38 protein-coding genes are annotated in these 25,314 nt (G+C 32.8%); 1 reads left to right on the top strand and 37 read right to left on the bottom strand.

Annotated elements, in window-relative coordinates:
- Window positions 1-90: 90 nt before the first annotated feature.
- The 4 genes from METFODRAFT_RS03185 to METFODRAFT_RS03170 form a co-directional block, all read right to left on the bottom strand.
- Window positions 91-582 (bottom strand): hypothetical protein, encoded by a 492-nt coding sequence (locus METFODRAFT_RS03185; protein WP_007044094.1) that lies wholly within the window; start codon window positions 580-582, stop codon window positions 91-93.
- A gap of 2 nt (window positions 583-584) precedes the next feature.
- On the bottom strand, window positions 585-1,166 hold the full coding sequence (locus METFODRAFT_RS03180) for an anthranilate synthase component II (RefSeq protein ID WP_007044093.1): 582 nt from the start codon (window positions 1,164-1,166) through the stop codon (window positions 585-587).
- A 110-nt stretch (window positions 1,167-1,276) separates the two neighbouring features.
- A complete protein-coding gene (gene argS / locus METFODRAFT_RS03175; RefSeq protein WP_007044092.1) occupies window positions 1,277-2,971 on the bottom strand; it encodes an arginine--tRNA ligase in 1,695 nt (564 codons plus the stop codon).
- A 36-nt stretch (window positions 2,972-3,007) separates the two neighbouring features.
- Window positions 3,008-3,868 carry a hypothetical protein gene (locus tag METFODRAFT_RS03170; protein WP_007044091.1) on the bottom strand — a complete coding sequence of 287 codons (861 nt, stop codon included), beginning with the start codon at window positions 3,866-3,868 and terminating at the stop codon, window positions 3,008-3,010.
- Between the two features lie 103 nt (window positions 3,869-3,971).
- Between METFODRAFT_RS03170 and rqcH the strand changes: the two genes are divergently transcribed.
- On the top strand, window positions 3,972-5,993 hold the full coding sequence (gene rqcH, locus METFODRAFT_RS03165) for a ribosome rescue protein RqcH (protein ID WP_007044090.1): 2,022 nt from the start codon (window positions 3,972-3,974) through the stop codon (window positions 5,991-5,993).
- Here rqcH and METFODRAFT_RS03160 read toward each other — a convergent pair whose 3' ends face one another.
- The 33 genes from METFODRAFT_RS03160 to METFODRAFT_RS02995 form a co-directional block, all read right to left on the bottom strand.
- Window positions 5,994-6,650 carry a 4Fe-4S binding protein gene (locus tag METFODRAFT_RS03160; protein ID WP_007044089.1) on the bottom strand — a complete coding sequence of 219 codons (657 nt, stop codon included), beginning with the start codon at window positions 6,648-6,650 and terminating at the stop codon, window positions 5,994-5,996. It lies immediately after the preceding gene.
- 235 nt (window positions 6,651-6,885) lie between these two features.
- Window positions 6,886-7,602, bottom strand: coding sequence for a 4Fe-4S binding protein (locus METFODRAFT_RS03155; RefSeq protein WP_007044088.1), 717 nt, complete (start codon window positions 7,600-7,602; stop codon window positions 6,886-6,888).
- Window positions 7,603-8,178, bottom strand: coding sequence for a hypothetical protein (locus tag METFODRAFT_RS03150; protein ID WP_007044087.1), 576 nt, complete (start codon window positions 8,176-8,178; stop codon window positions 7,603-7,605). It lies immediately after the preceding gene.
- A 5-nt stretch (window positions 8,179-8,183) separates the two neighbouring features.
- A complete protein-coding gene (locus METFODRAFT_RS03145; protein WP_007044086.1) occupies window positions 8,184-8,927 on the bottom strand; it encodes a DUF2202 domain-containing protein in 744 nt (247 codons plus the stop codon).
- Between the two features lie 49 nt (window positions 8,928-8,976).
- A complete protein-coding gene (locus tag METFODRAFT_RS03140) occupies window positions 8,977-9,969 on the bottom strand; it encodes a cell wall-binding repeat-containing protein (protein ID WP_048115440.1) in 993 nt (330 codons plus the stop codon).
- 44 nt (window positions 9,970-10,013) lie between these two features.
- The gene (locus tag METFODRAFT_RS03135) at window positions 10,014-10,298 is read right to left on the bottom strand and encodes a hypothetical protein (protein ID WP_007044084.1); all 285 of its coding nucleotides are present in this window, start codon (window positions 10,296-10,298) and stop codon (window positions 10,014-10,016) included.
- Between the two features lie 118 nt (window positions 10,299-10,416).
- Window positions 10,417-11,013 carry an EMC3/TMCO1 family protein gene (locus METFODRAFT_RS03130; RefSeq protein ID WP_007044083.1) on the bottom strand — a complete coding sequence of 199 codons (597 nt, stop codon included), beginning with the start codon at window positions 11,011-11,013 and terminating at the stop codon, window positions 10,417-10,419.
- 40 nt (window positions 11,014-11,053) lie between these two features.
- A complete protein-coding gene (locus METFODRAFT_RS03125; protein ID WP_007044082.1) occupies window positions 11,054-11,632 on the bottom strand; it encodes an adenylate kinase in 579 nt (192 codons plus the stop codon).
- Window positions 11,633-11,786: 154 nt separating this feature from the next.
- Window positions 11,787-13,112 (bottom strand): preprotein translocase subunit SecY, encoded by a 1,326-nt coding sequence (gene secY, locus METFODRAFT_RS03120; protein WP_007044081.1) that lies wholly within the window; start codon window positions 13,110-13,112, stop codon window positions 11,787-11,789.
- 356 nt (window positions 13,113-13,468) lie between these two features.
- Window positions 13,469-13,900, bottom strand: coding sequence for an uL15 family ribosomal protein (locus tag METFODRAFT_RS03110; RefSeq protein ID WP_048115433.1), 432 nt, complete (start codon window positions 13,898-13,900; stop codon window positions 13,469-13,471).
- A 12-nt stretch (window positions 13,901-13,912) separates the two neighbouring features.
- A complete protein-coding gene (locus tag METFODRAFT_RS03105; protein WP_007044079.1) occupies window positions 13,913-14,377 on the bottom strand; it encodes a 50S ribosomal protein L30 in 465 nt (154 codons plus the stop codon).
- Between the two features lie 51 nt (window positions 14,378-14,428).
- Window positions 14,429-15,088 (bottom strand): 30S ribosomal protein S5, encoded by a 660-nt coding sequence (rpsE, locus tag METFODRAFT_RS03100; RefSeq protein WP_007044078.1) that lies wholly within the window; start codon window positions 15,086-15,088, stop codon window positions 14,429-14,431.
- A 10-nt stretch (window positions 15,089-15,098) separates the two neighbouring features.
- Window positions 15,099-15,689, bottom strand: a complete 591-nt coding sequence (locus tag METFODRAFT_RS03095; protein WP_007044077.1) for a 50S ribosomal protein L18 — start codon at window positions 15,687-15,689, stop codon at window positions 15,099-15,101.
- 62 nt (window positions 15,690-15,751) lie between these two features.
- Window positions 15,752-16,201, bottom strand: a complete 450-nt coding sequence (locus METFODRAFT_RS03090) for a 50S ribosomal protein L19e (protein ID WP_007044076.1) — start codon at window positions 16,199-16,201, stop codon at window positions 15,752-15,754.
- Window positions 16,202-16,203: 2 nt separating this feature from the next.
- Window positions 16,204-16,620, bottom strand: coding sequence for a 50S ribosomal protein L32e (locus tag METFODRAFT_RS03085; protein WP_007044075.1), 417 nt, complete (start codon window positions 16,618-16,620; stop codon window positions 16,204-16,206).
- A gap of 9 nt (window positions 16,621-16,629) precedes the next feature.
- Complete coding sequence (locus METFODRAFT_RS03080) at window positions 16,630-17,178, bottom strand: 50S ribosomal protein L6 (protein ID WP_007044074.1); 549 nt, start codon at window positions 17,176-17,178, stop codon at window positions 16,630-16,632.
- A 36-nt stretch (window positions 17,179-17,214) separates the two neighbouring features.
- Window positions 17,215-17,607 carry a 30S ribosomal protein S8 gene (locus METFODRAFT_RS03075; RefSeq protein ID WP_007044073.1) on the bottom strand — a complete coding sequence of 131 codons (393 nt, stop codon included), beginning with the start codon at window positions 17,605-17,607 and terminating at the stop codon, window positions 17,215-17,217.
- A gap of 53 nt (window positions 17,608-17,660) precedes the next feature.
- Window positions 17,661-17,822, bottom strand: a complete 162-nt coding sequence (locus METFODRAFT_RS03070; RefSeq protein WP_007044072.1) for a 30S ribosomal protein S14 — start codon at window positions 17,820-17,822, stop codon at window positions 17,661-17,663.
- A 22-nt stretch (window positions 17,823-17,844) separates the two neighbouring features.
- On the bottom strand, window positions 17,845-18,393 hold the full coding sequence (locus METFODRAFT_RS03065) for a 50S ribosomal protein L5 (protein WP_007044071.1): 549 nt from the start codon (window positions 18,391-18,393) through the stop codon (window positions 17,845-17,847).
- A gap of 24 nt (window positions 18,394-18,417) precedes the next feature.
- Window positions 18,418-19,152: a 30S ribosomal protein S4e gene (locus tag METFODRAFT_RS03060; protein ID WP_007044070.1), complete on the bottom strand. Its 735-nt coding sequence runs from the start codon at window positions 19,150-19,152 to the stop codon at window positions 18,418-18,420.
- 31 nt (window positions 19,153-19,183) lie between these two features.
- Window positions 19,184-19,546: a 50S ribosomal protein L24 gene (gene rplX / locus METFODRAFT_RS03055; RefSeq protein ID WP_048115451.1), complete on the bottom strand. Its 363-nt coding sequence runs from the start codon at window positions 19,544-19,546 to the stop codon at window positions 19,184-19,186.
- A gap of 27 nt (window positions 19,547-19,573) precedes the next feature.
- The gene (locus METFODRAFT_RS03050) at window positions 19,574-19,972 is read right to left on the bottom strand and encodes a 50S ribosomal protein L14 (RefSeq protein WP_007044068.1); all 399 of its coding nucleotides are present in this window, start codon (window positions 19,970-19,972) and stop codon (window positions 19,574-19,576) included.
- A 21-nt stretch (window positions 19,973-19,993) separates the two neighbouring features.
- Entirely contained in the window at window positions 19,994-20,341 is a 348-nt protein-coding gene (locus METFODRAFT_RS03045; protein ID WP_007044067.1) for a 30S ribosomal protein S17, read from the bottom strand.
- 225 nt (window positions 20,342-20,566) lie between these two features.
- The gene (rnp1, locus tag METFODRAFT_RS03040) at window positions 20,567-20,854 is read right to left on the bottom strand and encodes a ribonuclease P protein component 1 (RefSeq protein WP_048115427.1); all 288 of its coding nucleotides are present in this window, start codon (window positions 20,852-20,854) and stop codon (window positions 20,567-20,569) included.
- Window positions 20,855-20,918: 64 nt separating this feature from the next.
- Entirely contained in the window at window positions 20,919-21,227 is a 309-nt protein-coding gene (gene yciH / locus METFODRAFT_RS03035; protein WP_007044065.1) for a stress response translation initiation inhibitor YciH, read from the bottom strand.
- Window positions 21,228-21,338: 111 nt separating this feature from the next.
- Window positions 21,339-21,548 carry a 50S ribosomal protein L29 gene (gene rpmC, locus METFODRAFT_RS03030; RefSeq protein WP_007044064.1) on the bottom strand — a complete coding sequence of 70 codons (210 nt, stop codon included), beginning with the start codon at window positions 21,546-21,548 and terminating at the stop codon, window positions 21,339-21,341.
- 62 nt (window positions 21,549-21,610) lie between these two features.
- Window positions 21,611-22,237 carry a 30S ribosomal protein S3 gene (locus METFODRAFT_RS03025; RefSeq protein ID WP_007044063.1) on the bottom strand — a complete coding sequence of 209 codons (627 nt, stop codon included), beginning with the start codon at window positions 22,235-22,237 and terminating at the stop codon, window positions 21,611-21,613.
- Between the two features lie 10 nt (window positions 22,238-22,247).
- Window positions 22,248-22,709 carry a 50S ribosomal protein L22 gene (locus METFODRAFT_RS03020; protein ID WP_007044062.1) on the bottom strand — a complete coding sequence of 154 codons (462 nt, stop codon included), beginning with the start codon at window positions 22,707-22,709 and terminating at the stop codon, window positions 22,248-22,250.
- Between the two features lie 258 nt (window positions 22,710-22,967).
- On the bottom strand, window positions 22,968-23,237 hold the full coding sequence (locus METFODRAFT_RS03015) for an elongation factor 1-beta (protein ID WP_007044061.1): 270 nt from the start codon (window positions 23,235-23,237) through the stop codon (window positions 22,968-22,970).
- Window positions 23,238-23,269: 32 nt separating this feature from the next.
- Window positions 23,270-23,434, bottom strand: a complete 165-nt coding sequence (locus METFODRAFT_RS03010) for a zinc finger domain-containing protein (protein WP_007044060.1) — start codon at window positions 23,432-23,434, stop codon at window positions 23,270-23,272.
- 29 nt (window positions 23,435-23,463) lie between these two features.
- Window positions 23,464-24,090, bottom strand: a complete 627-nt coding sequence (gene mfnE / locus METFODRAFT_RS03005) for a [5-(aminomethyl)furan-3-yl]methyl phosphate kinase (RefSeq protein ID WP_007044059.1) — start codon at window positions 24,088-24,090, stop codon at window positions 23,464-23,466.
- Between the two features lie 19 nt (window positions 24,091-24,109).
- The gene (locus METFODRAFT_RS03000; protein ID WP_007044058.1) at window positions 24,110-24,787 is read right to left on the bottom strand and encodes a radical SAM protein; all 678 of its coding nucleotides are present in this window, start codon (window positions 24,785-24,787) and stop codon (window positions 24,110-24,112) included.
- Window positions 24,784-25,224 (bottom strand): 4Fe-4S dicluster domain-containing protein, encoded by a 441-nt coding sequence (locus tag METFODRAFT_RS02995; RefSeq protein ID WP_007044057.1) that lies wholly within the window; start codon window positions 25,222-25,224, stop codon window positions 24,784-24,786. Before METFODRAFT_RS02995 ends, METFODRAFT_RS03000 begins: the two co-directional genes overlap by 4 nt.
- Between the last annotated feature and the right edge of the window lie 90 nt (window positions 25,225-25,314).

Raw genomic sequence — 25,314 nt, 5'->3', positions numbered from 1 at the left:
GGTAATGGATAAAAGAAAACTCCTTGCAATTTTGATAGGCGTGGCAATGATATGCTCAACAATACCATTCTTTCTCATGAATTTTTAAATTTATTCAAAATAATCCTTTAATCTATATACGATTTCCTTTAAATCATTGATATTCTTTGCTCTAACATCTTTCTTCTGGGGGAATTTTAAAATTATCTCATCAAAAATATCTGTATTGTGAGGTTTTTTCATTAGATAGTAGTATCTTGTTATGCAGTTTATCCTCGCAGTGATTAACTCACTCAAATAATTTAAACACGTATTTATTCCCAAAGTTTCATCTGCAATCAATGAGTTAGATTTTTCTGATTTTAGAAAGGCAATACCCACAAGAATCTCAGATATATCACATTTAATTAATTCCTTTGACCTCTGCTGTTCTTTCTTTAATTCATATAGATATATTGCCAAATCCTGTAAATTCTCCCATGGTAAACCAAAATTAACTTTATCAATATCCTCTTTTTTTAATTTCCACAATGGAACTTTTTCATCATCCAATAAAACTTCATATTCCAAACATTTTCGGAATAAAATTTCATAGACATCCATTTTTAGCCCTCTATGAAGTTTTTAATTAATTTTAGTCCCAATTTTGGAAATGGGATTTCTTTTGAGTGAGTTAAGACACTCTCTGGGTGGTATTGAACGCCCTCAATTGGCAATTTCTTATGCCTAACTCCCATAACATACCCATCATCTAAACTCTTTGCGGTTATTTTTAACTCATCTGGAACTTCATAAGCAACTAAAGAATGATACCTTGTCCCATAAAATGGATTTGGGATACCTTTATATATCCCTTCCCCATCATGCTCAATTCTGCTTGTTTTTCCATGCATGATGTGCTTTGCTCTCCCAACCTCTCCACCAAATGCCTCAACAATACACTGATGCCCCAAACAAACTCCTAAAATTGGGATATCATCTATCTCTTGAATGATTTTTATGCAGTTCCCTGCCTCTTTTGGTGTTTTTGGTCCTGGACTGATTATTATCCTATCTGGATTTATTTTCTTTATTTCCTCTAATGTGATTTTATTATCTACTAACTTAACTTTATATCCTAAAGTCCCTACGTATTGAACTAAATTCCAAACAAATGAGTCAATATTGTCAATAATTAGGACTTTCATTGTTTCACCAGAAATTTTTGGAATTATCAAAAAGATAAAGTAAATTACATCTTACTTGGACACAAATGGGATAGGATGCCTCGCTTCGCTCGGTATCCTCTTTTAAATAATTACATTTTACCAGGACAATCAATACCCAATAATTTTAAGGCATTCTCTATAACAATTTTAGTTGCTTCTACCATTTTTATTCTTGAGGATTTTTTAACATCATCTTCCTCTTTTAATATTGGGCAATTTCCATAGAACTTGTTGAATGCCTGTGCAACCTCTAAGGCATAATTTGCAATTATGTGTGGTCTTCTACTCTCCGCCGCTTTTTCAACAATTTTTGGGAATTTTGAGAGCGTCTTTATCAATATTTTCTCACTGTTATCTAACTCATAGTTAAATAAATCTTCATTACTTTCAATCTCAACCTTCTCCAAAATTCTACAACATCTTGCATGGGCGTATTGAATAACTGGACATCCAACCTTCTCAAAGTCAAGGGCATCTTCCCATTTGAATACCATTGATTTTTCTGGAGAGATTCTGACAATGTTGTATCTCACTGCACCAACTGCAATTATGGTTGCTATTTTTTCTATCTCTTCTTCATTATCCGTTATTCCCCTCTTTTTAACTTCCTCCAATGCTCTTCTCTTTGCCTCCTCAAAGAGTTCATCAACACTTATAAACCTTCCTCTTCTTGTACTCATAGAACCTTCTGGGAGGGAAATGAATTCATAAAACACAACCTCAGGGACATCATAGCCAAGTAATTTTAATGCCCCTTTAACCATCTCTGCTGTAAGTTTATGGTCTGCTCCTAAAATATCAATTGCAATGTCACAATTTTCCATTTTATCTACGTGATACGCTATGTCTCTTGTTGAATACAAACTTGTTCCATTTGCTCTCGCTAAAACCAACTTCTTCTCTATTCCAAAATCAGACAAATCAAGTTTATAAACATCCTCTTTAACAACCTTTCCAGTTTTCATGAGGTTTTCTATAATTTCCTTTACCATTCCATTCCTTATATATGAACTCTCCCAGACAAATATGTCGTGTGTTATGTTTATGTTTTTTAATGTTCCTTTTATCCCTTTTAAGGCATGATTTACTGCATTTTTGAATTTTTCAGTTATCTCATTTTCAATGTTCTTCTCACATGCATCTTCATATTCTTTCATCAAATTTAATATTTTTTCCTCTTCCTCTGGATGCTCCTCAAGGTATTTATTTGCCTCAATATAGACCTCTGCAATTGCATGGTCTGGCTTTTTGTTGTTTAATCCAAACTTATCTATCCCAAACACAACAATAGCCATCTGTCTTCCCATATCATTTACATAGTAGTGCGTCTCAACATCATACCCAGCAAACTCCAAAACCCTCTTTAAACTATCCCCTATTATCGCATTTCTCCCATGCCCAATATGCAAAGGCCCATTAGGGTTTGCTGATGTGTGCTCTAAAATTACCTTTATGTTTTTCTTTTCCCCTTTTCCATAGTTTTCATTTTTTTCTATAATTTCTTTGGTTGCTTCATTTGAGAAATCTTTATAGTTTATAAAGAAATTTATGTATCCGTTTACTGCCTCAATCTTCTCAACACCCTCTATACTCAAACTTTTTGCTATTTCCTCAGCAATTACCATTGGAGGTTTTCTTAATTCTCTCGCCAATTGGAATGATATATTTGTTGAGTAATCTCCCAACTCTACTGAAGGAGGCTCATCCAACTTTATCTCAAAGTCCTTTCCAGTTAATTCCTTAACTTTTTCTTTTAGTGCATTAATTATATTCTCTTCAATCATTCTATCACGCTTTTATTTTTATTTTAATTTTTATTTTTAATTATTTTCAAATAACTCTTTGATGTTCTTATTTTCTGGATGATTCCACCAATCAAACTGAGATATTGGAATATAGTAAATAACATTTCCATGCTTTTCTCCCAAAACATACTCTTCTGGATTATCATACAATTTTGATGGGTTGTAGTAATAGTCACTCAATGCATTTAAATAATTATCATCAATTGGTGGGTTTAGGTAATGCCCAATAAAATCATCAAAATTTTTAGGTAATATATAATTGCCGTTTAAATACTTATTTAAATAATCAAGATACATTTGGTATAAGTAGGAGTATTCTAAATACTTTCTATTATTGCCCATTATTATACCCGGTGGATGGTAATGGTTCTTAGTTAAATATGTACTCTCAATGGCAACCAAATCTCCATTATCCAATCCAACAATAACCCACATATGCCCTGCATTTGAGAGATTATTCCCAGGTGGTGGATTGGGTGATTCTGCTATATAACTTTTAAATCCATAACCTTCTAAAATCCACTCTAATTGACATGAGGCCTCTGAGCAGTCGTAGTATTCCTTTTTATATGCTGGAAGTTTTATATTTTTCAGTATTGTGTATAGGGATTTTATATTCTTAACTTTAACATCAGGATACATCCTATCTGCAACTTCATAATAATTCCTTGGGAATTTATTCATTTTTGGATATATTTTAAAAGTTTTATTTAGTTCATCTACAAACATAGAATCAGTAAAATTTAAATCCTCCAACAAACTCAGATTTTCCAGTTTTATATATGTGTAGAGTTCTATTTGTATGCCAGTATAAATTGTAAGTCCTATCATTAATATGGATACCAAAACTGCCAAAATTTTGTCTAAAAATCCCATAATGCCCCCAAATTAATTTAGGATTATTATATTTTTAATTTAAACTTATTGCATTCATTTAATAATTATCAATGACACAAGATAAATAAATTTTGGTGAAATCATGAAAACAGAAATGACAAATATAGATATTAACGTTGCTGTTAATGAACTTCAAAAGGTAATAATAAATGGAAAGTTGGATAAGACATTTTTAATAGAAAGAGAAGATGGAAAGGAATTGATTTTAAAAATCCATATTCCGGAAATTGGAACGAGAGAAATTGCAATTGGTATTGGTAAATATAAGTATATAACAATGACAAACTATGAGAGAAAAAAGCCAAAAAATCCACCATCTTTTGCAATGCTTCTCAGGAAATACCTAAAAAATATAAAAATAACAAAGATAGAGCAAGTTGATTTTGATAGGATTGTTATTATTACATTTGAATGGAATGAAACAGTTTATAAGTTGGTTGTTGAGTTGTTTGGAGATGGGAATGTAGTTTTATTGGATAAAGAGGATAGAATAATCATGCCCTTAAAAATGGGAAGATGGAGCACAAGAAACATTATTCCAAAGGAATTTTACAAATTCCCACCACAGAGGGATTTGAATCCATACAATTTGGATTATTCAGTTGCTTATGATATTTTTAGGGATTATTTCATAAATAATAAAGATACTGAATGTGTAAGAATCATATCGAGGATTTTTGGACTTGCTGGACTCTATGCAGAGGAGATTTGTGAGAGGGCGAATGTAGATAAAAGTAAGAAGGATTTAAGTGATGATGAAATAAGAAAACTCTTTGATGCCACAAAGGATTTATTTAATGATGTATTCAACAACAAAAAACCGCAAATAATTATAAAAGATGGAGAATATGTCGATGTGGTTCCAATAAATTTAAAGAAGTATGGGGATTTTGAAAAGAAGGAATATGGGGAGTTTTTAGAGGCATTGGATGATTATTTTGCACAGTTTATGGTAAAAGTCGAGGTTAAAAAAGAAGAGTCAAAACTGCAAAAATTAATAAAAAAGCAGGAGAGGATTTTAAAAACGCAGTGGGAGACGTTGGAAAAATATGAAAAGGATATGCAAGAAAATCAGGAGAAGGGAGATTTGATATATGCAAATTACATGTTGGTGGATGAAATATTAAATACCCTAAGAAATGCCAGAGAAAAGATGGACTGGTATAAGATAAAGAAAATAATAAAAGAGCATAAAGACCATCCCGTATTGGGATTGATACAGAATATAAATGAAAAAAATGGAGAGATCGTTATAAAATTGTCTGCTGATTACGGAGATAGAAAAATAGAGAAAAATGTATCCTTAGATATTAGAAAAAATGCCTTTGAGAATGCAGAAACTTATTACACCAAATCCAAAAAACTAAAAGGTAAACTTGAGGGGATTAAGGAGGCAATAAAACTAACCGAAAAAAAGATAGAGGAATTAAAAGAGAAGGAAGAAATTGAATTAAAAGAACTAAAAGAAAAAGAAAAAATTAAAAAGAAAGAGAGAAAAGAAAGAAAATGGTATGAAAAATTCAAATGGACTGTAATAAATGGATTTTTAGTTATTGCCGGTAAGGATGCAGTGACAAATGAACTCCTCATAAAAAAATATACTGAAGATGATGATATCGTGTTCCATGCACAGATAGAAGGGGCTCCTTTCACGGTCATCAAAACCAACAAAAGAATTGTTGATGAAGAGACATTAAACGAGGTTGCAAAGTTCTCTGTTGCTCACTCAAGAGCATGGAAACTTGGCTGGGGGGCATTAGATACATACTGGGTAAAGCCAGAGCAGATATCAAAAACAGCAGAGAGTGGAGAGTATTTAAAGAAGGGGGCATTTGTGATTAGGGGAAAGAGGAACTTCATAAGGAATGTCCCATTGGAGTTGGGAATAGGCGTTATTGAATACGATGATGCCTTAAGGTTAACTACATCTCCTCTAAATACACTAAAAAAGAACTTCAAAAAATGGGTTTTGTTAAAACCATCCAATAAAAAGAAGAGTGAATTGGTTAAGGAGTTAAAGAATATCTTTAAGGAATATGATGTTGATGATGAAGACATCTTAAGAGTTCTCCCACCTGGAGACAGTGAGATTGTTTATAAATAATCACCTTCCAAATTTAATGGCATCTTTTCTACATGCACTCATACACTCAAAGCATCTTATACATTCCATTTGGTCTATTTTTTCTGTTATTTTTATTTGCATTGGGCATTTTCTTTCACACAATTTACAACCTACGCATTTATCTTCATCAAGTTTTAATTTAAAGATTGAGAATCTTGCGAATAAACTCAACAATGCCCCCACTGGACAGACATATCTGCAGAAGAACATTGGATAAATAAAACCTAAAATCAAAAACAAAGCCAACAATGAGTATGATAATACATATAAATCAAACGTCCTAACTCCAAATAAATACGCTAAAACTACCAAAATCAATACAACATACTTAAAATACTTCAATTTATTATGTATGTACTCTGGAACAGTTGGTAATTTTTTTAATTTGAATATTTTTACTCTTGCTTTATAAACCAAATCAAATAAAAATCCAAAAGGACACATCCACCCGCAAAATACTCTCCCAGCAATAATTGCCAACACCATAGCAACAATTCTTAAATTAGTATATTTACCCACTCCTAAAATAAACCTCCCAACAAACTCTATAATGCTTAAATAAAAACCAGTAATAATCATTGCACGTATAAAAAAGAATGTTTGAGAGATTTTTCTTAATATCTGCATTTTGTCCATAATTCCACCATTTAAAATGAATGTCGTTTTATTATATGACAAAACCGAAGATTTTGCCAATTAATTTTTTAAAAACAACAAATATTGGGTAAATCCTCAAAATCTCATAATATATATTTTAAACTTTGAATATAAAAAGATTTTTAACTAATTATTTAAAAAATAGAATATAAAAATTAAACAATTTTGCATACAAAATATATGCAATTATTCATAAAAAATAATTGTAATTTTATTAATTTTCCTTTTTGAAAATGTGGGAAAATGATAAATCTCCTTTTCTACAAGCACTTTTACACTCAAAACACCTTATACACTCTTTTTGGTCTATTTTTTCTGTTATTTTTATCTGCATTGGACATTTAAACTCGCACAACTTACATCTAACACAGTTGTTATTTGTTTTTAGTTGAAATAATGGCTTTATTGAAAATATTGATAAAAATGCACCTAATGGGCAGAAATACCTGCAAAATGCCATTGGAATAAAGAAAGAGGCAATTATAAATATAATTAATATTATAAAAGATATAACTGTTCCATAAAGATTTGTTAAAAATCCAATTGGACATACTTGGCAGAATGCATAAGTTAAGAAATGATATGTTAAAATCAGAGAAGCAATTAATATTATATATTTTAAATAAATTAATTTGTTGTGAATTTTCTCATTAACTGTTGGAAGTTTCTTTGTTTTGAATAACTTTGCCCTTAATTTATAAGATAACTCAAACAAAAAACCCAATGGACACATCCAGCCACAAAAAATCCTGCCTAATATTAAAGTTAAAAGAACAATTACAATTAACTTAACAATTAACTGCCCAACTGTCCCTTTTAAAATAAACTTTTCTATTACTCCAAAGAAGCATAAACAAAAACTACTTAAGGAAACAAAATAAATAAAAAAGAATGTTTGGGAAATTTTCCTCAATATCTGAATTTTATCCATTTACAACCACCCAAATAATAGGTCTCTTAAATTAATTGTTGAAAATAAGAAGGATATTATTTTATCTACAATGGAATCATTTTTATTATCTAAGTTGTAGTTTAAATTTGATGTATTTTGAGTTATATTCAACTTAATCTTTCCCTCTTCAATCATACACTCAACGATTGCCTCTTTAACAACACTTGGAGAAATACCATAAATCTTTTTTATTTCATCAAATGTTGTATCATCAGGAACATTAATTTTTAATTTTTCCTTTAAACAGTTTGGATTTATGTTATATTTATCGCAAATTTCTTTTATAGTGTATGATTTTAAATCTTTACCAGATATATTGACATATTCATCAATCAATTCTTCTGTTAGTTCCATATTTGCATTATTTGTATTTAAATTAGGACTGGTTGTAGGTGCTGGTTCACTGTGGTCGCAGATGTTGTTATTGTTTGTATCTACATATCTCCCACACTCTCCCGGATATGTGCAATTTACTCTTCCATAGGGACAGTCATCCCATGCAAAAGAGAATGTTAAAAAGGAAAAAAGTAAAAAAATAGCAAATAACTTTCTCATATTCCTCACCTATTGTATCCCCTCTCCATTGAACTACTTATTATTTGCTCATATTCCTCCTTGCTTATGTATTGAGGTGTGTAATTTGCTCCATATCTCTCCAACATTCCAACAAAAGCCCCCATGTGGTTTCTTGAACCTCTCATTAAGTTTTCATAAACAAATTTTATATCCTCATTATCAGTTTTGCTTATCCAATTTTTTAGGTCAGCAATATCTAAATCCTCAATAGTTGCTCCAACTGTCAATGCATCAACCACTGATTTACTACCTTTCTCAACTAACTTATTATACAACTCCTCAAATTTTGGATTTGAGAATTTTCCGACTTCATCACTTTCAACTGGGTCTGGAATGTTGTATCTATCTAAGAGATATTTAACTGAATCTGTATGGGTTTGCTCGCTCTCAGCAATGTTCTTGAATATCTGCAATTTCCATTTATTATATAACGTTAAATAAACATCTCTCGCTAATTTTTCCTCTTCCCTCATCTCAATTAATCCTTTCTTTTCTTCTTCACTTATTGGTTGTTTTGGGAATGCGTCGATGTTTTCACATATTAAACTAACATTTACATCCCCATTATTTCCCACTATTCTTCCCTTTTCCATACCCATTTGGTTTTGATGGTAATCAATTTGGTTATTCTGCATCTGAGCATTTTCCATATTTTGAGTTACACATCCTGATAAAAGAACCGTAGAAACTATTAAGGATACAACCGCTAATTTTAAAAAACCTCTCATAATATCCCCCATTTAAAATTTAAAAAAATAAGAAATAAAAAAAGAAATTTTAGTGTTGTGCATTTGTCATGCCACTATTATTCATGTTTTGGTGGTAGATGTGTGGGACATTCTCATTTCCTGATGCGTTGGTATTTTTATAGTTTATATGTGGGACGTTTCCTTCCATTTTATTTCCCATTCCTTTTGCCATTCCATGCCCCATTGGGTGCAAATGCAACCTAACCATTGCCATCTGTTCCCCTTGAAGTTGAACCATTATTCTGTATGCATCTTGGTATCTGTTTTGGTTCATTAACTCCTCTACTTCATTCAATTTGCTCTCTAATTCTGAGGTATCTACACCCCTATTTTTTAATATTTTAATTTTCATTTCCATTGTTTTAATTCTGTTTTGCAACATTAATTTTACCCTATCTTCTGGAATCTTATCAACTTCAACCTTAAATCCTCTCTGCATCAACATATTAGCAATCCCTGAATGGTTGCAGAACTGGCAGATTGGATTTTCAACAACCTCTATTTTGTGGATTTTTAATTGCAATCTTGTTGGTTCAACAGATAAGTTTACCCCATTTGTTAATAACATTAAACAATGCCCATCCCTAATTTTTTCCATTGTTTCATTTAATGCAATATCATCTAACCCATGGCAAACGCAGACAGTTGCATTATCTCCATAAGCAGTTCTGAATTGGTGTTGGAATCTTAAAGTTACATTTGCATTTGTCTCGTATCTTGTCTTTCCCCAAACCCTCTCAACCTCAATTCCTGCATTTTCCAATCTTGTTGTGTAGTTTTCAGCAACTGCCACTGGTCCCCCAATTACAATAACCTTTTCCGGGTTTAATGCCAATATTTCATCAATCAAGTTTTCGTTGTAAATTCCCCATTCTGTTGTTATTATTGTTGCATTCAATGTATTTGCAACCTCAACCGCACATGCTTTATCAGCAGCGTTGTCGCTAACTAAAACCACTTCTGTTGCTGAAACTATGGGGAGTGCTATCAAAGAGAGTAGGAATATTAACTTTTTCCACATGTTCATCACCATATTTTATAATTTATTTTTGTTTTTGGTAGTATTTAAATATTAATTATTAAATCGGAATAACAATTTTGCCATCCATGTCTATGCATATATTTGAATGAATTTCCACAGCAGTTTTCATGGTTTCTATAATGTTCCCCACTGTAATAACATATGTTTTTGCACTGTTCTTGAGGACATGTTCCATTTATATAGTGAGGGCATATTCCATTTATGGGACATTCCAATGTTTGATTTATATTATCCAAAACTGCGGTTTCGTTAAACGCATAAGCTCCTCCTATTACCAGCAAACTCATTAAAGCCACTAACTGCCTCATAATATCACCTGTTGTTTTACTTGACTATATGTAGTCATTTGACTATACATATAATTAAAAAATAAAAAATATATATAATTTATTGAGTTGTGCAGATTTGTGACATTTTATTGAACATTTATTTTATTCCCATAACCTTCCTTAAAACCATAGACGTTGCCATTGAACAAAGTATATACCACCCAAGCCAACCCAATGTAGCATTGGAAACAATTCCAAAGCCACCTTTATAAAATATACTTCCAAGATAATGCCAAAATGAAACAAATAGAACTTTTGACAGTATGTATGGAAGATGAACAACAACTCCATTCCAATCTGGATATAGTGTGTGAAAAACCCCTCCATAACCATAAACATGCCTCAAATATGCAAAAATTGCTATAATCGGAATCCATGTATATATCATTGGCTTAAAACTCATCTTCATCATTTCCATTTGCATTTCCATCATTTTTTGCTGTTCCTCTTGCAACTTCTGCATCATCTCTGGATTTTTCATGGCTTTTTTATATTTTACTTGGAATTCTTGGATCTCCTTTTTTAATTCCGCCATCCTATTTTGGTCAACGAGTAGTTTTGTTGCAAGGTTTATGATGAAAGACACTAAAAAAGCAATGACTAATATTGCAATAGCAGGATGCAAATGTTCTATCAGTGGCATAAATACTGCATCCAAGGTTTTATAAAAAATATCAAAAATAAAATCAAACATCTATATCCCCTTAAGAATTTTTTAAAAATTAAATATAAAATTACTTCAAAACTGAAATCAATTCATCAACAGCCTTATCTAATAAGCCATTCTTGTTTTTAATAATCTTAATAGTTGCTCCTGTTAAAACCCCATAAGCCATTGCTGCACATCTATTCATGAATTGGTGCTCGTCAATATCTGATGTTAATTCAATATCCCTATTTCTTGTTGCATCTCCCAACCTTCTCATCAATATCTCATCACTTGAGGTCTCAACAACAACTATGACATCAGGGTTTAATTCTTCCAAAACCCAAATTGGCAATCCTGCTAAATAACCCTTTGGTGTTTTAACTGTACTGTGAGTATCTACTATAATGTTACTCTCTTTTGCCATATCTGCAATTTTTCTTCCTGCTAATTTTTGTATTCTCTTTTGTGTATCTGGATCCAACTTTCTCATCTGATCTCTGTCCTCAACTAATCCCTCTTCCTTTGCAACTTCAAACATGATTGTTCCGAAATTTACCATCCTGTATTTTACACCTTCCTCTTTTAATTTCTCTATTGTTTTTTGTGTTAATGTTGTTCCTCCAACTCCTGGAACTCCCGTTATAACAACAACCTTGTTTCTCATACTCTCACCTTACTGAATCTTTAGCAGAGTTTTTATTTATGCAAAATTTTATTTTATATAATTTGCTGAAAATAGTGATGGAATTAATATAAAATTAAAAAATTGTATTATGGTTGTTCTGAGATATAGATTTACAACTTCCTTTTATAATGTTTTATCTTTTATTTAAGAGTTTTGCAATTGTTGGATGAAGTTCGGTAATTCTCTCTTGTAACAGTTGTTCATACATCCTATATACAATGGATACGGTAATTAAAACTCCTGTACCTCCGCCTAATGCCCCAGTGAAATCTGCCAATGCCGCTAAAAGCCCAACGAATGCAGAACTCATGACAGTTATTGGTTTTATGTATCTCCTTAATCTTTGCTCTATTGCCTTTGTACTCTTTCTAAACCCTTTAATTGCCATATCTAAACTTCCAATTCTCCTTGCCATTGATTTTGCATCAAGTCCTGACGTCTCGACCCAGAATATACCAAAGAAGATACAGAATGTTATCATTGCCAATGTGTAGATTATTGCATGTAGTGGATCTGCTATAACGCTTGTTATTCCATAGGGTGTTGATAGATAGTAAGCGATTCCATCAACTGCTCTCCCATTTACATAATGTCCCAAGATTGGAATGCCCATCTTTTCCAAAAACATTCCCCACAATTGGATGTTGGCGAATAACGCTGCTGCTAAAATTACAGGAAGGTTTGAGACGTAGATGAATTTTATTGGGTATTTACCCACTGCCCCTTTAATCCTCCCATGGGCAAGTGGGATTTCAATCCTCATACTCTCTGCGTAGACAACAACCAAGAAAACTAATATTGTACCAAGTATTGGTAAGATATACTCAATATTTGGCACCCCTGTAACCAATGAGTTGAAGAACTTCCACAAATAACCTTCGGGACCAAAGGTTCCAACGAATATTGTTTGGGAAACCCCTGCGGCAATAAACAACCCAATACCTGAACCAATACCATACTTTGAAACGATTTCATCCAAATAAATCAATAATATTGCTCCCAATGCCAACTGCAGAATGAGTACTAACATCATCGTTGGAGTTAATGCCCCAAATGCCCCTGCCCCAACGAACATAATTGCCTCAACAAAACACAATACTATTGCAAATAACTTCTGAACCCCTTGGAACAATGCCCTATTTTCAGGATTTGACAAATCTAACTTTATAAGTTCGGAACCAACTAACAACTGCATTATAATTCCTGCTGTAACAATTGGCCCAATACCAAGAGTTATCAGGGTTCCCATCTTTGATGCTGTAACGGTTTGCCAAAATTCAAATATTGCTGGAATTTCTGCCCCTCCAGTATAGACGTCAATAGTTCCCATTATGAAATAAAGAACAAGTACAATTCCAGTCCATTTTAATTTTTCTTTGAATGGAATTTCCCTTTCTGGACTTTTTACTTCTGGAATCTTTTCCAATATGGGCCTTATCCCACGTAGGAATTCCTCCACAATATCACCTTATTTTTGCATATTTTTAACTTAATTAACCCTATATGATAAATTCCCAACAAATAATCATATCATAACGGCACTATCCACTGATTCTATTAATTATGAATCCTAAAAATATTATTGAATATTAACATTATAGAACATAATAATAAAGATTATGCCAAAAATACAGATCAAAAATAGAACAACATAAAAACAACATAATTAAAACAACAAAAGGATCCATACATAAGAATAGTTTAATATTTTTTAAGATTCTACCTTCTCTAAATTTAGTCGTGTTATTTTGCAACTCATCACACTCAAAAATGAGAAAAATTAAAATTAGAATAGTTAAGTTGTATTTTGCATATTTATAATTCAACAACCTCTCCACCAGCAGATTCTATTTTTTCTTTTGCACTTTCAGAGAACTCAACTGCCTTTATAATCATAGGTGTTGATATTTTTCCTTTACCAAGGACTTTTTCAAAGCCTAATTCTGTTATATCAACGACGATTTTCCCGTCTTCAACTTCAAATTTATCTTTATTCTTCAATACAAGTTCTTCCAACTCACCAACATTAATGGTTTCAAGGTCTTTAATTAAACTTGGATGCCTTTTGAAACCATACTTACCATATCTACCTGGTTCATATTTTATAACATATGACCACTTGTGGTCGAGTCCTCCTGCTCTACCTTTACCTCCCCTACTACCAGAACCTCTATGCTTTTTGTGTGAACCGTAACCGCAGGTTCTTGAACCTCTTATCTTTTTAACTTTTTTCTTTTTTCTTATCATACCATCACCCATTTAAATCATTCTTAAGATTAAGTCGTTTATTTTTTCTCCTCTGTATCCCAATACTCCCCCAACTGTAAATGGTTTTTTGATTCCTCCTCTTTCAAAACCTTTCCTTGGGGGATGCAATCTAAATACTGGCTTTAATGGTGTGTCTTTTAATTTAATCTCACCATTTGCTATTTTCTCAGCAAGTTCATCCACACTCATGCTCATTAATTCTTTTATTGTTTCTTCATCGACCCCTTTATTTCCTGGTAATCTTCCTCTCTTCAATATTAACTTAACTAATGTGTCCTTGTCAATCTCTCCATATGTTACATAATCTTTAACTTTGTTTATCATCCCTTTAAATGTTTCTGTTTCTGGGACTATTACACAGTGATTTACTCTGTGCAATCTCAGCATTTTTAGTGTGTCAGCGATGTCTTTTCTAACACCTACTCTACCTCTCACTCTTACAACTGCGTAAGCCATGTTTTCATCACCTTTTTAATTAAATTAAATTGAAAAAAACAAAAATTTAAGTTAGAATGTCTTACCTTCAATGACGCCTAATTTTTGTTTGTGTTCATCTAATGTTCTTACAAAGTTCAAGTTTTTGAGGGCCTCAAATGTAGCCATTGCGAAGTTGTATGTTGTTCTTGTGTCCCCAAATGTTTTTGTCCAAATGTCTTTTACCCCCGCTAAACCTAAAACTGCCTTTGCAACATTACCTGCAACTAAACCAACACCTCTTGGAGCAGGCATCAACTCAACCTCAACACTCCCACATTTTCCTCTTGATTTAAATGGAACTGAGTGAGCCAATCCACATCCACACTCCCAAGATCCGCAACCTCTTCTTATTTTGATTATTGATAATTTTGCCTGAGCAATTGCCTTTCTTATTGCAGGCCCTACTTCTTTTGCTTTACCCATCCCAACCCCAACGTAACCATTCTTGTTTCCAACAACAACAGTTGCTCTAAATCTTGCCCTTCTACCTGATTTGTGCATTCTTTGGACTAATTTAACATCCAAAACTTGTTCTTCTAAATCTGGTAAGAGGATATCGACAATTTCTGGTTCCAACAATGGTAAGTTGTTATCTAAGATATAATCAATATCGGTTATAGCCCCTTCTTTTACCATCTTACCGACTTTTGTTTTAGGTTCCCAAGATTCGATGTCAAATCTTCTGTTCATCCTATCACCCTTATAATTCCGAACTCATGATTTTTTCCTTTATCTCATCAAAGTGCTCTGGGAGTTCCTCTGGTTTTAATCCCTTTTCTAAGTATTTTGAGAATTGTCTCTTGTATTTTTCTTCATCTTCATTCTTTAAAAGTTCTGCATATGCCTTTATGTGCGCCCCTCTTATTCTATCCTCATCTGGAATAACTTCCTCTCCATATGGAATCTCCATACCTGCATCTAAAGCCCCTTTAAGAACTGCAAATATTGCTGCTCCTTTTGTTGCCCTGTGCAAACCAATATCTAAAACTGCCTCTTTGTATCCTTTGCTAATTGCCTTTCTACCTAACAACAAACCTGTTAAATATGCAGATGGAAGGTTTCCACAGTGTCCTTTGTATCCTAATTTAATTAATTCTCTTGAATGTGCTGAAACAACTGTTTTGTCTCCTTTTTCATCATACAATACAATCTGTGCAATGATGTGATTTAATGTTTTTCTTGCAACTAATCTTGGTTTTTCTGACAACAACAATTTCAATCTTTGCCTAAAGTCTGTTTTTCCTTCTCTTCTTCTCCTAAAAGGCACCCTATATTTAGCATCACGTGCCATGTTTTTACCTCCATTATGTGAAAATTTTTTTAACTAAATAAACAGTATTCTTAAAAATTGAATTATTTAGCCAAAATACCGTGGTCTCTCATGTATAAGAGCATGTGGCTTCTACTTCTGAATGCTCCACCTTTTGCCATTCTATACAATTTTCTATATGTTCCTCTGTCTATTGTCCCGTTGTCTCTAAACTCTTTCAACAACTTTCTCAAAGGTCTTATTGTGTTCATCCATCTTTCTTTTTTAGGAGTTCTTGCTCCTTTAGCCCCTCTTCTTGAACCAGGACCTCTTCTTCTACCTTTTCTTTTTTGTTCTTTTAATTTTTTGGTTCTTGCACTACTAATACCTTTCTTTTGCTTTTTCTTAATTACTCCATCTTTTATTAATGCCCTTATATCATCCTTCGTAATTGCTGCTTTAACTAAATCCAACTTCTCCGGGTCTACCCATACTCTGTCAAGTCCACATTTTAAGATATCCGCAGCCATCCTTCTTTGAACGGAAACATCCATATTTAATCACCTTTTACGCCCAAGAGTTCCTTTTGTTTTTCTTCTGAAATGTTGAGTATTTTTACACCCAACTCTTCTGCCCTCTTTATAATTTCAATTCTTTTTCTTTTTCCAACTGTTGCTGCAATCCTTGCCCCTTGTGTTTTTGGGTCTAATTTTTCTAATTCCTTTACATTGTGAATGAGGACATCTTCCAATCCACTTGGGTGTAAACCTCTAACAAGTTTAGGACTTCTGTATCCAACTTTAACAATTGCAGGTCTGTGTTTTAGTTGCAATCTCATCCCACTGTGTCTCCCTTTTGGTTTTCTCCACTTCTCCCCTAATCTTTTGTGTCTGAACCATTCTTGTCTTAAGAATTTAGGTTTTTTCATCTTTTGCTTGAATCTAACTCTCATCAATCTTTTAAATTCACTCATGGCATCACCTTATAGCACTTTTCCTGCCTTCTCCACAATGTAAATACCATCTTGGAAGATCCTTGGATCTCTTCCTTTAATTTTTGTTGCCTGTTCAATGTTTGCAGCAGTCTGACCAACTTTCTCCTTATCAATTCCTGTAACAATTACATCTTCACCGCTAACTTTAACTGTAACGCCATCTAGGATTTTTGCTCTTCTTGGATATTTTTCTCCTAAGAAGTTATCAATAATAACTTCATTTCCTTTAACTGAGACTTTCATTGGGAAGTGGGCATATCTTATCTTTAATTTGTATGTAAAACCCTCTGTTACTCCCTTAATCATGTTTTTTATGTGTGCTCTAAATGTTCCAATGATAGCGGCTTGTTTCTTTCTTGGATATTCACATTCAATAACAACTTTGTTGTCCTCCTTCTTTACCTCAACACCAGGGTATGAGAAAACTCTTTTAAGTTCTTTTCCTCCTGATTTGACAATAACTTCATTTCCCACAATGTCTACAGTAACATTTTCGGGAATTTCCACCTCTTCCCTTATAAATGCTGCAACTGGCATGTTTTTACCTCCTATCAATAAATTATTAATGAAAACTTAGAACACGTAGGAAATTAATCTTCCACCAATTCCTTTTTCCTTTGCTTCATAGTGTGTCATTATTCCTTGAGATGTGCTTACAATCAACAAACCAAAGTCCCTTGCTGGAAGGTATTTCTTTTCAAAGTTCTCAAACTCGTGTTTCTTAACAGCATATCTTGGTTTAATTGCACCACATTTGTTTATCTTACCAATCAACTCAACTTTGAATATTCCTGCTCTTCCATCCTCTATAAATTCAAACTCTCCAATGTATCCATGGTCTTGCATAACCTTCAATACTCTACCAATCAACTTTGATGCGGGTTTTATGTAAACTACTTTTTTCCCCACTCTCTCACAATTTGCTAAATGGTTTAACGCATTTGCCAGTGGGTCCATTAAACTCATGTTGATACCTCCTTAAATTTAACTAATAATTTTTTAAAGTTTGTTTAGGGCGATTAATCATATTTTTTAAATCCTAATTTTGCAGCCACTTCCCTAAAGCACTGTCTGCATAAATTGAGTCCGTATTTTCTAATTAATCCTGGTCCTACATGTCCACATCTTTGACATGGTCTTATTCCTATTCCATATTTTCTTTTCCATGGTGCTTTTGCCATTTACATCACCTTTTGTTTTTATTTATTCTTCCCTTACAACCTCTACTCCAAAGTGTTTCTCAATGAATTCAATTGCTTCCTCTCTTGTAACTCTGTGCCTTTTAGGAATGTGTGCTCTTTTTATTTTTCTCCTCTTAATTCTGTAACCTGGTCTCTCTAAGGTGACACAAACATCCATTCCATAAATTCCAATCATTGGATCATACTTCTGTCCAGGGAAGTCTATGTGCTCATGAATACCGAATGAGAAGTTTCCGTACTCGTCAAATGAACTTTCGTACAATTTTTTACCTTCTGCTTTGAATGCAATGAATGCATTTTTTAAGAATTCCTCTGCTTTCTTTCCTCTTAATGTAACTTTTAATCCAATTGGCAATTTCTTTCTAATTCCAAATGCTGGGTTTGTTTGCTTTGCCAAGGTTCTTATTGGTCTTTGCCCAGTTATCTCTTCCATAACCTTTGCTCCTTTTGTTAACCTATCTCCTGCTTCCCCAACACCAAAGTTGACCACAACTTTTTCAATCCTTGGTTTTAACATTGGGTTGTTGTTCCAAAGTTCTTGGTATGACATGTTTATCCTCCCAATAACGTTTTTTTATAATTTGATTATTGGTTCTTCGTCTCCAATAACGAATACATAATCTTTGATTGTTTTAAATTTCTCTCCATCAGAGTTTTCTAATGTTATGATATCGGGGTAGAAAACTCTCTTCTCAATATCAACTATCTTTACAAATTCTCCAATGTGTTTTCCACCTGTAATGTATGCCAATTTACCAACTTCAAATGGAATGTGTGCTTTAATTTCCTGTTCAGGAACTCCCATTAAAACAACATCCCCTGTTTTGTAAACATCCTCTTCAGCCTTTGTAGGGTTTGAAACTCTTATGAGGTGGTTTCTTCCATCGTGTAAATTGAGTTGAATGTGCCCTCCTTTAACAACAGTTTTGTTTTTAATTCTACACAACTTAACATCTGGATTTTCAGTTGGTCTTAAAACAATTCTACCTTTTTCATCAAATAATGCTCTGAAGTGTTCGTTTGTATCTGGAATTGATATAACGTCCATAAAACCAACAGGGAATTTATGTTCTTTCCTCTTTCTTCCATCAACTAAGATTTTACCCATTTTAATAATCTTTTTAGCCTCTCTTGCGTTATCAGCATATTTTAAAATATCTCTAACAATCAACAACAATGGTAAGGAACCATCCATTGCGTGTGGTCCTGGTAATGGCCTTACAACGAACTTGTGAACTTTTCTTGGAATCTGCCAGTTTGATGGAGCAGTCAGTCTTTTCAAATGTTTTCTTGGTCCTTTATTTGCCATATTCACACCTCATTAATTTATTTATTTTGGCTTATTCCTTTTTTATTTGTTTGAATCTCTTTTCATCCCCATCATACAACTTAACAATCATTACATTTGATGGATGTATTGGGTATGGACTTTCTTTTCCATCTTGTTTGTAGTTTGCAGCACCTTCAACATAAATTCTGTATCTATCGTAATCCACTTTAACAACTTCTCCCTGATGTCCTTTAAAGTCCCCTCTCATAATTTTAACAACATCTCCTTTTCTGATTGGAAGTGTGTTTTTACCAAATTTTTCCTTTAATTCTTTTGACAACATTGCAGACATGATTTTGTTTCTTAAATGTAATGGTGCGTTAAATAGGGCTTTTCTTTGTTTTCTTGGTTGTTTTGACTTGGTTAAAGCCACCATATTTTCACCTTTATTGTTTTTTAATTATAGGATGATTCTTGCTAATCTTGAAACACCTGGCCATCTTTCTGCTGCTTCTTTTGCAACCGGCCCTTTGATTTCTGAACCTTTTGGGTTTCCATCAGGAGTTACAATAACGGCAGCGTTGTCCTCAAATTTAACCCTTGTTCCATCAGGTCTTCTGATTTCTTTCTTTTGTCTAATAATTACAGCAGGGAAGACTTGTTTTCTCATTTCAGGAGTTCCTTTCTTAACTGAAACAAAAACCATATCCCCTACTCCAGCGGAAGGTAATCTTCTTGCAACACCTTTGTAGTTTTTAACTGCTATAATTTCTAATTCTCTTGCCCCTGTGTTGTCAGCACAAACCAATCTTGCACCATTTGGTAATGCCCTTGTAACTTTTGAACCATGACTTTTCATAATGCCACCTCTTTAGACAAATTATTCTTCTCCTTTTACTTCGTTTATCTGTCCAAGTTTTTCAACAACAACGAATGATTTTGTCTTACTTATTGGTCTACATTCCATAACTCTAACAACATCTCCAACTTTTGCGTTTATGCATTCTGGATTATGAGCAACTAATTTTGATGTTCTTTTTTCGTATCTTTCATATTTCTTTAGGTATTTTACAATTTCTCTTTTAATAACGACTGTTTTGTGTGCCTTATCACTAACTACTATACCTTCAAACATTTGCCCTCTTACAGGCAATGTTCCATGGAAAGGACAGTTTTTGTCATTGCATTCTTTTTCAGGAACATTTACTGGAATTCCAATGTTTCTCATGTTCAGACCTCCTACAACTTTACATGTTTTGAGCATAATATGCATGAATTATTTTCATAAAAATTGACTGTGTTAAAACCACATCAATATTTGATTATAAAATACGGTGTCCCATAAAGGGAGAATTACCTAATCAAGAATAATTTCTGAAATATTAATAACTGATATTTATACTTTACACTGGTGGGGACTTTAAAATAGTAATTTTTAATATTTAAAGTTTTTTTAGTATGAGTAGAGTTCTTTTATTTTCCTCTTTAATCTGTCCTCTGGTCTGCCGATTAGTAATCTTCCATCAACGTCCACTCTGCATGTTGGCAGTTTAAATCTGAACACTGCAATATCTTTTGGTATTATTACCTCTTGTCCATTCTCTTTTTCAATTACTAAGGTGTTCCTGCTTTCATCTATAATTCTGCCCTTTATGCCAATCATTGATGGGTTTCTGGATTTTACTATCTCCACTTCTAATCCGATAAGTTCATGCCTCAAAATATTATATGGAGTTATCATACTTGCCCCACCATATAGGGACGTGATGGGTGTGCCCAAAGGCATCCACCACGTCCGGAAATTTTTATCTAACATCAATCATATCCTTTGAAAAACCCATTTTAACAAGTATCTCTTCAACCTTCTTCCTATGGTCTCCTTGTAATTCGATAGCATTATCTTTTACAGTTCCTCCACAGGCACAGATATCTTTCAATTTTTTAGATAATTCTTTAATATCTATTAAGTCGGTGTCAAACCCCTCTATAATAGTCATCAATTTTCCAAATCTTCTTTTTGTAACATATACTTTTATTTTTTGTTCTTCTTTTGCTATTTCTTCACATACACACAAATCTTTTGGTAATCCACATACTGGACAAATCTCGGGCATCACTGCACCTCTTATTATTTCACTTTTTATCTGCCTTTCTAATATTTTAATAACATGAGGTCTTAGTATTTATAATTTATGTTTGGGATTTTAATATATCTGTCATTTTATTTAGAGCATTTGTTTCTTTTTTTCATTCATTATGGTCAATATTCTTGCTATAGTTCTTTTTAATTCTTTAACTCTCCCAGGGTTTGAAGGTGCTCCACCAACTGCTTTGTGTACATTTTCTTTTAACAATTCCTTCTTTAACTCCACAAGTTTTTCTCTCATCTCTTCTATACTCATTTCTCTAATTTCATTTGCCCTTAAAATCGCCATGTTTTTCACCCCAATTAATAAGTTAAGTCCTAAAAACAAATTTATAAAGATATTTGAGGGGTTTATTCCATAACCTCTTCAGAAACTTCTTTAATTTCCTCATCTTTAATGATGACTTCATCTGGTAATACAATATCTGGTGGCATAATCTTTACAGTTACACCAATAACTCCCAACTTCAATTTAGCAAGTTTAAATGCTTTTCTGACAAGTGTTTCTGATGGATCTCCACAGTGTTTCATGTATCCAGCCATGAATTTTTCTGTTCTTGCTCTCTCTCCAGTTAATTTTCCAGAAATGATTACAACAACACCTTTTGCCCCTGCATTCATAACTCTTCTAACTGCTGCGTGAGCGACTCTTCTGAAGTGCATTCCTCTTTCTAATGAGGATGCAATTTTCTGTGCAACTACCTCTGGGTCTAAGTTTGGATCGTCAATGGATTTAACTTCAATTTGTGGTTTATCTACTTTGTATGTGTTTTCAAGAGTTTCTGTTAATTCTTTTACTCTTTTTCCTCTTCTACCAATGACAAAACCAGGTTTCTCTGCATATATTGTTATTTTTGTTCCAATAGGTGTTTTTCTAATCTCCATGTGGCTGTATCCTGCCTTTGCTAATGCCTTTTTAAAGTACTCATCAATTAACATCTCTTTGATATTGTCATCTACGAATATCCTCTCAATCATGCTAACCCTCCTAGTGGTATTCTTCTAATATAACTTGTATATGGACAGTTTCTTGGAACTTAGGTGATGCTCTACCAAATGCCCTTGGCATGTATCTCTTGATTGTTGGACCTTTGTTTGATGAGATGTGCTTGATTCTCAATTTTTCAGCATTTAAACCTTTGTATTCTGCATTTTTCTTAGCATTTTCCAATACTTTCAAGATTTCTCTTGATGCCTTTACTGGGTATCTACCAGCATGCCATCCAAATTTACCCTTTCTGTGTGGGACATCCTTGCAGTGTCTCTTAAATGGAATATGCCTCTTTAATGCAATAACATCTTTCAAATATTCGATAGCATCATCCAACTTCATACCATTTAACTCCCTGCAGATTTCTATTGCATGTTTTCTTGAGATTTTCAATGCCTTACCCATTGCTCTTGCAGTTTTGTTAGGATCTACATCTATTTTGTAGTTTAGTTTTGCCATTCCATTCACCTCAGAATTCAATCTAAATGATAATGCCGTAAACGTGTTTTACACCCATATATAAAAATTCTTTTACCAAAACCCTAATAACTCTCTTTATTTAATTGAACTTATTTATATATTTTATTATGCACCAAATAGTGTTTGTTATAGATATAAAAAATTTAATTTTTAAGTGAATATTACCATTGTCAATTAAACATATTTAAAATAAATTTAAAGAAAAGAATGTCATATAAAACTAAATTGATATTAAATTTAAGCAAGTGATACTTCGACAACTTCTACACTCTCTACATCCCCCAAGTCACTCAATGCTTTTTCGATTTCTTCTGTTCCTCCTTCTTTTTCTTCCATCTCTACAACAACATAAACTGCATACAAACCAAATGCCAATGGTTCGTCTGAGATTCCTCTAAAAATTGCATCTGTTTTTTCTACTGTTTCTTTAACTTTCTCTTTTAATTCCTCTTTGTTTACTTCTGGACTTGTTGGCATAACTTTTATCTTAGCAAGAACTTTCGCCATTATTTCACCCTGTTATTTATTATATTATAACTTTATGGCCCTTCGTACCCACACTCTGGGCACTTGTATGGGTTACTTAATTTTCTGCATTTCTCACATCTAACTATCTCTACTTTACCACAGTTTGGGCATGGGAACCTTGTCGCATACTCTCTTGGAGCAATTTCAGCATTGCATGATATACACCTGTATTTCATCCTACCACCATTTTTATTTTATGATATTGTTAAAACCATGTTATTTTTGTGCATATACTCATTTTTCCGTTTAATAAATTAATTATTCTCTCAGGATGTTTCCCATTCACTACATAACAGTTCATTTTATATTTTATAAGTAGTTGGGGTAAGTGTTTATCAACAGACGTGAAACCTCTAATGTCTTTTGCACTTATAGTATTTAATAATTTCCCTCCAGGATATTTATCATATACCCCATCAACATCAGTCGCAACTATTATTTCCTTCAAGTTTAAGAACTTTGCCACATACAATGCTATTGTATCAGATGTTACATCCCAAGAGTGGGGTAATTCATCAGTCGAAAGGACTAATTTTGAAGGTAAAAAGATAACTTTACCATTTTTTTCCAATATCCTCTTTGCATCAAAAAGATTATCTGTTGTTTCTATGCAAGAAATCTCTGAAAAATACATCCCCATCAAATCAACACAGAGAGTTGCAAGTTTATGCGCCCCTCTGTCATTTAAATTTGTCTTTTCGTAGAGTTTCCTAACAACATTGGCAAACTCTCCTCCTCCAGGAATAATAATTATTGGCTTCTCTATTTTTTTTAATTCATTTAATAATTTTTCTGCATGATATGTTAAACTACCCCCTATTTTTATTAGCATGGTTTCACTTTTTTAACTTTTATAGTATTATTTTTTTAGATGCCTTATGCCTCCTAAAATCTAAGGATGTTGATACATCACTTAAATATTTTTTTGCAATTTCTTTTGCCTTTAAAAGTTCTTCCTTTGTTGGTTTTCGTGCATTTAGATTATTGTTAAATGGAGTGTATCCAATAATCCTATACTTAACATCCCATCTACTTAAAAATTCTGCAATCTTTTCAATCTCATCAACATCAACAATATTGGGGATTAGGACAGTATCTACTTCAAAGTTGAAATTTTTATCTGCTAAGTATTCTATGCATTTTAAAACATTTTTATTTGATTTTCCAGTTAGATATTTGTGCTTTTCATCATCAAATGCCTTTAAATCAACGTGTATTTCATCAACAAATAAATCATCAACAATATCCTTTAAATAATATCCATTTGTGGTTAAAATTACTTTTTTACCTTTATTTTTTAGATATTTTGTAAATTCGGGCAAATCCCTTTGAAGCGTTGGCTCACCACCGGCGATTAAAATAGTATTTATATTGTTTTTGTGACATAAATCATCAATTGTATTACATAGTTCATCTGGAGGGATTTCTTTAAAGCTCTTCATCTTCACAAAGCAGTTTTTGCATTTAAAATTGCAACCATAGCACATAACCGTTATTTTATCACTTAAACTCAAATAACCAATTTTCATAAATTACCACTTTTTTCTATTTTATTTTCTGGAAAGATTATGGCATTGTTCTCACAGCACATATAAGAACAGGCGTTGCAGTTGATTATGCAGTTGTAGGGGTATTTAACAGTAACTCTACCATTTTCTATATCATAGACACCTTTAGGGCAAAATTCAACACATTTCTTACAATTTTTGCATTTTTCATAATCTACCTTTGGAAACCATGGAATTTCTTTCCTTTTCTTTCCATCATATTCATCATATTGTATTTCCTTTGCCGCATCATAAAGCATCTTATATAATCTTTTATTTGGTTCTCTAACGAGTTTTGTAACTTCTTCATAAGTATCATGTATCTCATTAATTCCCAAATCCTTTGATAGTTTTTTTATTTCTAAATTTAAAATCATAAATTCTCTAATTTTCTTTAAAAGTTCTTTTTTCTTTTCCATATTTTCACCCCATTTAAAATTACTTTACCACATCCCAAAAAATTTTTAATATGCATTAATATATAATAACGGTAGTTCCCATCAAATAGA

Origin of the sequence: Methanotorris formicicus Mc-S-70 (assembly GCF_000243455.1) — an archaeon.
Taxonomy (GTDB): Archaea; AGJL01; Methanococci; order Methanococcales; family Methanococcaceae; genus Methanotorris; species Methanotorris formicicus.
This window is presented reverse-complemented; position numbering and strand designations above follow the sequence as displayed.